Below are 7647 nucleotides of genomic sequence, written 5' to 3' on the forward strand. Positions count from 1 at the left end.
GAGCTACTATTGGTGGTCAACTCTCTTGTAGTGGAGGTCATTTCTCTCATCCAAAAGGAACTGCGCTCAATGCTGAGAATATAGAAGTCAAAAGTTCTGTCTTTTTTGGTAATGATTTCAAGAGTGAGGGTAGGGTAAGTCTATATGGAGCTACTATTAGTGGTAAACTCTCTTGTAGTGGAGGTCATTTCTCTCATCCAGAAGGAACTGCGCTCAATGCTGAGAATATAGAAGTCAAAGAATCTGTCTTTCTCAGTAATGGTTTTAAGGCTGAGGGTAGAGTCAATCTATCTGGAGCTACTATTAGTTCTCAACTTGACTGTAGTCAAGGTCATTTCTCTAATAAAGAAGGATATGCCCTTAATGCTGAGAATATAGAAGTTAAAAGTGGTGTTTTTCTGAGAAATGGCTTCAAGGCTGAGGGTAGAGTCAGTCTATCTGGAGCTACTATTGGTGGTCAACTTGATTGTAGTAAAGCTCATTTCTCTAATAAAGAAGGAGATGCGCTCAATGCTCAAAATATAGAAGTCAAAGCTGATATCTATCTGAGTAATGATTTCAAGGCTGAAGGTAAAGTCAATCTATCTGGAGCTACTGTTGGTGGTATACTCTCTTGTGTTAGATGCAATTTCTCCAACAAAGAAGGAGACGCGCTCTTTGCTCAACTTATAGAAGTCAAAGGTGCTGTCTTTATGAGAAATGACTTCAAAGCTGAGGGTAGAGTCAGCCTATCTGGAGCTACTATTGGCAGTCAACTTGATTGCACTCAAGGTTATTTCTCTAATAAAGGAAAATATGCGCTTGATGCTGACAATATAGAAGTCAAAGCTGATGTCTTTCTAAGTAATGATTTCAAGGCTGAGGGAGAAGTTAGCCTATCTGGAGCTACTATTGGTGGTGAACTCTCTTGTAGTCAAGGTCATTTCTCTAATCCAGAAAAATACGCGCTCAATGCTCAGAATATAGAAGTCAAAACTAACATCAGTCTAACCAATGGCTTCAAAGCTGAAGGTAAAGTAGATTTAACAGCAGCAAATATCAAAGGAAATCTTGACTGCACCAAAGGCAACTTTTCCAACGAAAAAGGAACTGTTTTATCTGCCGAAGGAATCAATGTTGACGGAGATATTTTATTAGATAAAGGAACTTTTGCAGGAAATATTTACTTAGTTAGTGCCAGAGTTGACGACACATTAAGTATGGTTAAAATTAAACAAGAAAAAGTAACTTTCCCCCTATATTTACGTCTCTTAAATCCTTTCATTACAGATAGAAATAATAATCAAATTACATCACTGCTTCAACAAGAATATCAAAGAATAGAATCTCACTACATGAAAATAGACCTACAATTTGCCAGAATAGGTCGCCTCAGAGACGACGAAGAAAGTTGGCCTCAAAAAAACAATATAAACCTTGATGGTTTCATATATCAGAAACTTGGAACAGACGATAATATTAAAGTTCTAAAAGATGCCAAAACCCGCCTCAAATGGCTGAGACTTCAACCCGAATTTTTTCCTCAAACTTATGAACAATTAGCCGAAGTTTTAAAAAAAGAAGGCGATCCAGATGCCGCTACAGAAATATTAATTCATAAAGAAAGAGACATTCGACCAAAACTCAACAAATTAAGTAAATTTTGGAATTACTTTCTAGATATTACAATTGTCTATGGCTATAAACCGACAAGAGCTTTACTTTTAAGTAGTATTTTTATATTCAGTGGTTTTTATTTATTTCGTGCAGGTTATGAGAATTGTTTAAACTCAATATCCAATAATAAATGCCTATTTTCACCAGCTTCAGAAATCAGTCCATATAGCGAAGAAACTAACAATAAAAAAATTGATATAGACTATCCAGAATTTAATTTTTGGTTATATTCATTAGATACATTTATCCCTATAGTTGACCTACATCAACAAACATATTGGCTGCCAAATCCTAAAAAAGGTAGAGAAATTCCATTAATATTATTCAAAGTAAAAACTGGTGCTTTACTTAAATGGTATTTATGGGTTCATATAGTTTTTGGTTGGATATTAACATCTCTCTGGGTAGCAGGTTTTAGTGGTTTAGTTCGTGGTTAATAATTTGTGAAAAAAAATTGTAGGGGTTTGGTCTCCAAACCCAACGGAAAAGGGGATTTGGAAACCAAACCCCTACAATAAATGGAATTGAAAAGTCGTCATTGCTACGATAGGAAGCAATCTCAGGGATATGCAGAGATTGCTTCCTTCCACTCCGTTCCAGTCGCAATGACATAGCTATGGTAATTATCCGGATTCTATATTATTGATTACCAAATTATCTTTGTTCTCTTACCCAATTACGAAATGCTTTCATGGTTTGATTTCTACCTAGAGTTTGACAGCGATCGCCATATTCGGGAATAATTTCAGTTAAGAGTAAATTGGGAAAATGTGGACTAAATTCTGACTCTATATATTTGTTATTTTCTAATACATATATCTGCAACTTTCCTTTCTCAAATCGCCATAATTTCCCTACTCCTAAACTTGCATAAATATCAGTATGATTCCGGGAAGTTACATCTATTTATAGTGCTAAATCTGGAGGAGGATCGACAGTCAAATCTAGACGTTTTTTCCCACGAACTTTAGCTTCATTTTCAATATAAAAACAATTTTCAGGTTCTATTCCTTTTGCCATCTGCTCATTTTTAAAAGTTGTGGAACCTAGAGTTAAAAATTATATTTCTAGTTCCTCTAGTAGTGCTTTTAGCAAATCACTAATAATTTATTTACTACGTTCATGTTTTGCTAAGGGAGCCATAATTTCTAAAGTATTATTTGCATAAGCTATTCGAGAGGAACGACTTTCTCCTAAGTCGGTGATAATTTCTTCAAATTCCTGCCAAGTTACATTTTTTAGTAATACTTTTTGTCCGGGTGGTATGGTTAATCTTTTTAATTCTAGTAGCATATTTTTATTTTAGGGAATAGGGAACAGGGAATAGGGAATAGGGAACAAACAAAAAATATTTGCCCCCAATTATACCACATTAGGGAGTAGGGAAGTAGGGTAGGGACGTTGCATAAGGGCGTCCGTACGGGAGAAAGACTGTTGTTGGGTTGAGGGACGAAACCCAACCTACATTTAAGATGAAACAGAGTAGAATTTTGTAGGGTGTGTTTCGCTACGCGACATAAAAAGCGTTTGCGCAGCATTCCGTAAGGAAAGCGTAACGCACCAAATATTACTATGCCGTATTTATTCACTGCAAGAGTAGAATTTTGTAGGGTGTGTTTCGCTACGCGACATAAAAAGCGTTTGCGCAGCATTCCGTAAGGAAAGCGTAACGCACCAAATATTACAGCAATTTTCATTTGGGTAGACCACAATGTAGGGACGTTGCATAAGGGCGTCCCTACGAGCTTTTGGTTATGACGATGTGGTTTATAAATTAGAAAAGTGCTGTAAGGAAGAGGCGGTGCGTTACATTCCATTAACGCACCCTACTGGAATGATAACTGATAACTGATAACTGATAACTGTTTTACACCTGCCAAATTTTAATCGTTTTATCATTACTCCCACTCGCTAAACTCCTACCATCCTGACTAAACACAACCGAAAATACATCACTACCATGACCATTCAGAGTTTCCAACAACTCCCCAGTAATAGCATCCCATAAATTAATAATCCCATTGCGATATCCACTGGCAACTATTTTGCCATTCGGACTAAACGCCACCGACAAAACATCACTCATACCATACTTCAAATTTTGTATTGGTGTGGAAATAAGTTCCCCTCCATAAACCTGCCATAACTTAATCGTACCATCCCGACTACCACTCGCCAATACTCCACCATCTGGACTAAAAGTGAGCGACCGCACCCAGTCAGAATGGCCTTTTATTGTAGATAACTCTTTCGCCTTTTGCAAATCCCATATTTTAATAGTTTGGTCGCGACTACCACTAGCTAACATTCCACTATCTTGATTAAAAGCAACAGTATAAACCCGGTCTTCATGTCCTATTAAAGTAAACCACCGCTTCGCCTTCTGCAAATTCCAAATTTCAATCGCCTTATCCCTACCTCCACTTGCCAACATTTGATTATCCGGACTAAACGCCACCGTATCCACCCAGTCAGAATGACCGATAAGAGTAAACCAACGTTTGCCTTTTTTCATATCCCAAATTTCAATAGTTTTATCCCGACTACCACTCGCCAACATTTCCCCATCTTGACTAAACGCGACTGTTTGCACAGAGTCACCATGACCAGTGAGAGTAAACCAACGTCTACCTTTTTTCATATCCCAAATTTCAATAGTTTTATCTCGACTCGCACTCGCTAAAGTTTCCCCATCCGGACTAAATGCTACCGAGTTTACCGAGTCAAAATGTCCGGTCAAAGTTAAGACACATTTCCAAGTTGACTGTCGTGGTTGCGGAATAACAGTTGGTTGCACAACATGAGGCGGTGCAGTAATAGAATTTGTGGGTTGTTTTGTTTGCGGTTTCGGAGGTTGGTATGTGGGTATAGGTCGTCTAGCAGGAGTTGGAGATGGTGTTGGTCTTCTAGTTGAGGATGGTGTGGGTTGAGAAATATGAGGGATAGTAGGAAGTTTCAGGTCTGGGTTTAATTCTTTCATTACTTCCGCAGCAGACTGGTAACGCATTTTAGGATTAGTTGCCAGCATTTTATCAATAATTCTTGCTAACATACTATTAATAGATTGATTCAAATAATCTCGCCATACCCATTTATCTTTCATCACATCAAATAGATCGAAAGGAGATACTTGAGTCAACAAATAAATACAAGTTACTCCCAAACTATAGATATCGCTAGCAAAAATAGCATGACCTCTTACTTGTTCTGGAGCGACATATTCCGGGCTGCCAATTATTGTTCCTGGCTGCATTATCGAAGTTCCAGTAATAACTTTAGCTGCACCAAAATCAACTAATACTAATCTATTAGTATTAGTCATCCATCCAGTAGTTTGTGGAGGGGAACTACGACGAATAATATTTTCTGGTTTTATATCCCGATGAATTACTTTATGTTCGTGAATAAACTGTAAAACTGGTAATAGTTCAGTCAAGATTTGTTTAATTTGATTACTATCAAAAGGACCCTTTTTTATTGACTCTTCAGCTAAATTAGAACCGTCGATAAATTCTTGTACTAAATATTGATTATTATCCTGTTCAAAGTGAGCTAATAATTCGGGAATTTGTGGATGTTGACCAAGTTCATCTAATCTAACAGCTTCCTGTTGAAATAATTCGGCAGCTTTTTTTGGGTTGCCAGTATTTTGAGGTAAAAATTGTTTAATTACACAGGGAGGATGAGAAGGTTTATCTTCATCCACGGCAAAAAAAGTCCGACCAAAACCACCCCTACCGATAGGTTTAATGGGCCGATATCTTTCTCTGAGCAGCAATTTTGACCCACAGGCGAGGCAGTATAATGTCCCTTCAGGATTTTGGGGATTTTGGCATTGAGGATTGAGGCAATAACTCATATTAACAAGATTAGGCTACTACCTCTATGTTAATTTAGGGAGTAGGGAGTAGGGAGTAGGGAGTAGGGAGTAGGGAGTAGGGAGTTATCAGTTAAATATTTTTTCTAGTTTTATCAAAATAACTAAAGTAAGAATTCGACTTCTGACTTCTGACTTCTGACTTCTGACTTGCGCGTAGAGCTATATTTATCCCATCAGCATTTTAAATTTGCATAATGTCGTTGAGTCGCAATTGTAAGTCAGGAAATATATAAGAATAAATAGGTTCTCCCAAACGATATTGTTTTTGCTGATAGACACCATTCACTAACTGGCAAATTGTCAAAGTAGGTTGTTTAGGATTACCAATAAATTGTAAACCACCCAATCCTATAAAATCCACAATCCAATATTCTGAAATATTTAAAAAAGCATATTCTTCTACTTTTCTAGCATAATCATCTTGCCAATTTGTACTAACAACTTCTGCCACAAGTTTAATAGTATTACCATTACAAATTACTGGTTCTTTTTGCCAAAGAGGTTCTTTAATTAGTTCTGATTTATCTAAAACAATCACATCAGGACGTAGGGCAGTTGCTTCAGTAAATAGGGGTTTTACTAAACAATTTTTGGGAATCAACCAGTTTAAATTATTCCGAAAAATTTCAACATAAATTCTACCACTAAGACTCCCAGCAACCGCTTCATGTGGACCAGTAGGCTGCATATCTCTTAGTTCTCCGTCAATAAGTTCATAGCTTGTATTATTTCCATATTGGGTAATAAATTCTTCAAAGCTTAGTTGTTTGGATGAAGTGTAGGTCATTTTAGTTATCAGTTATTAGTTAATAGTTATTAGTTACCAATATTAAGGTTCAAACCTCTGTAGTCCTGCATAGTAATGGTGAAAATATACATTTTTTTCCCACGTTCCCCACACTTCCTATACCATTACTATGCACCACCATCATTGGGAACTCCAAATAAAAAAAGATACAATTACCCTGAATTTACAGAGTAGGGAGTAGGGAGTAAGGAAATTAGGCAGCGAAACAAATTAGGTCTAGTTCAAAAGTTGGATAATTTATTTTTTTGCTATTCCCTAGTATCATGTCCGGATAAGAGCGCGATAAAAAAATTTATCCCTTTTATAGAAGCTCTAACCGTATCTCCATAAAATAAGTCCTGGTGGAGAATTAATTGATAAAAAATGGGTAAGAATTGATTTGATGATTGGATGAGTGAGAGATATCTAATACACCCCATCTCCCCATCTCCCCATCTCTCCACACTCCCGTACGGACGCCCTTATGCAACGTCCCTACCCCCACTCCCCTACTCCCCTACTCTCAATCTCTAATTTTAAAATCCCTTCAGGGGTTCTATACTTTCTTTTTCCCCTCTTCCCTCCCGACTCCTGACTTAATTTATAACTATTCAACCAGACATGATATAAATGCTGTTCCCCGACCATTTTCGCAGAAAAAACCCACTCAGAGATTAATTCAGACTTATGACTTATTATTTATAACTTTTGTCTCAAATATTAATTGGTATTATTTAGTCTAATGATGCAATAATATTTCGGCACTATGAGCGATAATGTTATTCAATTATGCCTGAAATGCCCCAATTTCCCGAAGCTCTTGCCGAAGCTCTAAATAATTTCCCAGAGCTAAATTTAGACCTACCTGACCCAGAAGATGAAGAAATTCCCGACTCTGAGTTTGAAGTGCGACTCGTTGGCCACTAAACTAGGAAGCTAGGTATAAATGGCCGTTCCAAGTCAATACATGAGGACATCCTCGACTTGTGAATAACTCTTATTTCCTTGGTGGTGAGATTCCATCTGCCCTGTTGTTGGGTTGACAGCATAGACCACACTGGAGAGACTGAACATCAACCTGGTGAAGCTGGTCTAAAAGCGGGACAATACCAGTTACCAGGAACGATACCGCCAGCAAAGGCTGACAAGTGGACGAACAGGAAGGCAATAAAACTCTCGTTACAGAGAACCATCCCAAAGGTAGCTATGGGATGTAGGACGAAAGTCAGAGGGTCTTTGGATATTATTATTTCAAAGATAATATCAACTAACCATACCGAACCCTCCGGGAGATTTTGCCCCACTAAATTAGTCGCAATAAAGG

Annotated in this window: 6 protein-coding genes and 1 pseudogene; 2 read left to right on the forward strand and 5 right to left on the reverse strand. The window is 37.5% G+C overall.

The genetic code is table 11. The features are described from left to right. Positions 1–2093 (forward strand): hypothetical protein (locus ACP6PK_RS29250; protein ID WP_426564977.1); only part of this gene is annotated, 2093 nt, incomplete at its 5' end. Between the two features lie 217 nt (positions 2094–2310). On the opposite strand, the gene ACP6PK_RS29255 is transcribed toward ACP6PK_RS29250, so the two are convergent. The 4 genes from ACP6PK_RS29255 to ACP6PK_RS29270 all read right to left on the reverse strand — a co-directional run bounded on the left by ACP6PK_RS29255 (position 2311) and on the right by ACP6PK_RS29270 (position 6323). Beyond that, the gene (locus ACP6PK_RS29255) at positions 2311–2481 is read right to left on the reverse strand and encodes a hypothetical protein (protein WP_371357677.1); all 171 of its coding nucleotides are present in this window, start codon (positions 2479–2481) and stop codon (positions 2311–2313) included. 282 nt (positions 2482–2763) lie between these two features. Next, entirely contained in the window at positions 2764–2949 is a 186-nt protein-coding gene (locus ACP6PK_RS29260) for a hypothetical protein (RefSeq protein ID WP_371357675.1), read from the reverse strand. 574 nt (positions 2950–3523) lie between these two features. Further along, the gene (locus ACP6PK_RS29265) at positions 3524–5515 is read right to left on the reverse strand and encodes a serine/threonine-protein kinase (protein WP_094678689.1); all 1992 of its coding nucleotides are present in this window, start codon (positions 5513–5515) and stop codon (positions 3524–3526) included. 202 nt (positions 5516–5717) lie between these two features. Then, on the reverse strand, positions 5718–6323 hold the full coding sequence (locus ACP6PK_RS29270; RefSeq protein ID WP_094678687.1) for a Uma2 family endonuclease: 606 nt from the start codon (positions 6321–6323) through the stop codon (positions 5718–5720). Positions 6324–7112: 789 nt separating this feature from the next. Here ACP6PK_RS29270 and ACP6PK_RS29275 point away from each other — a divergent pair. Beyond that, positions 7113–7250, forward strand: coding sequence for a hypothetical protein (locus ACP6PK_RS29275; RefSeq protein WP_168186767.1), 138 nt, complete (start codon positions 7113–7115; stop codon positions 7248–7250). Positions 7251–7396: 146 nt separating this feature from the next. Here ACP6PK_RS29275 and ACP6PK_RS29280 read toward each other — a convergent pair. Continuing rightward, positions 7397–7647, reverse strand: a pseudogene (locus ACP6PK_RS29280) (hypothetical protein); the annotation flags it as partial.

This window comes from Dapis hubbardiae BLCC-M172, from assembly GCF_050016015.1.
Lineage (GTDB): Bacteria > Cyanobacteriota > Cyanobacteriia > Cyanobacteriales > Microcoleaceae > Trichodesmium.

What these genes read in the sequence shown, in the direction of transcription:
- ACP6PK_RS29265 (WP_094678689.1), bottom strand. Translation starts at nt 5,515, where the DNA reads ATGAGTTATTGCCTCAATCCTCAATGCCAAAATCCCCAAAATCCTGAA.
- ACP6PK_RS29275 (WP_168186767.1), top strand. Translation starts at nt 7,113, where the DNA reads ATGCCTGAAATGCCCCAATTTCCCGAAGCTCTTGCCGAAGCTCTAAAT.
- ACP6PK_RS29260 (WP_371357675.1), bottom strand. Translation starts at nt 2,949, where the DNA reads ATGCTACTAGAATTAAAAAGATTAACCATACCACCCGGACAAAAAGTA.
- ACP6PK_RS29270 (WP_094678687.1), bottom strand. Translation starts at nt 6,323, where the DNA reads ATGACCTACACTTCATCCAAACAACTAAGCTTTGAAGAATTTATTACC.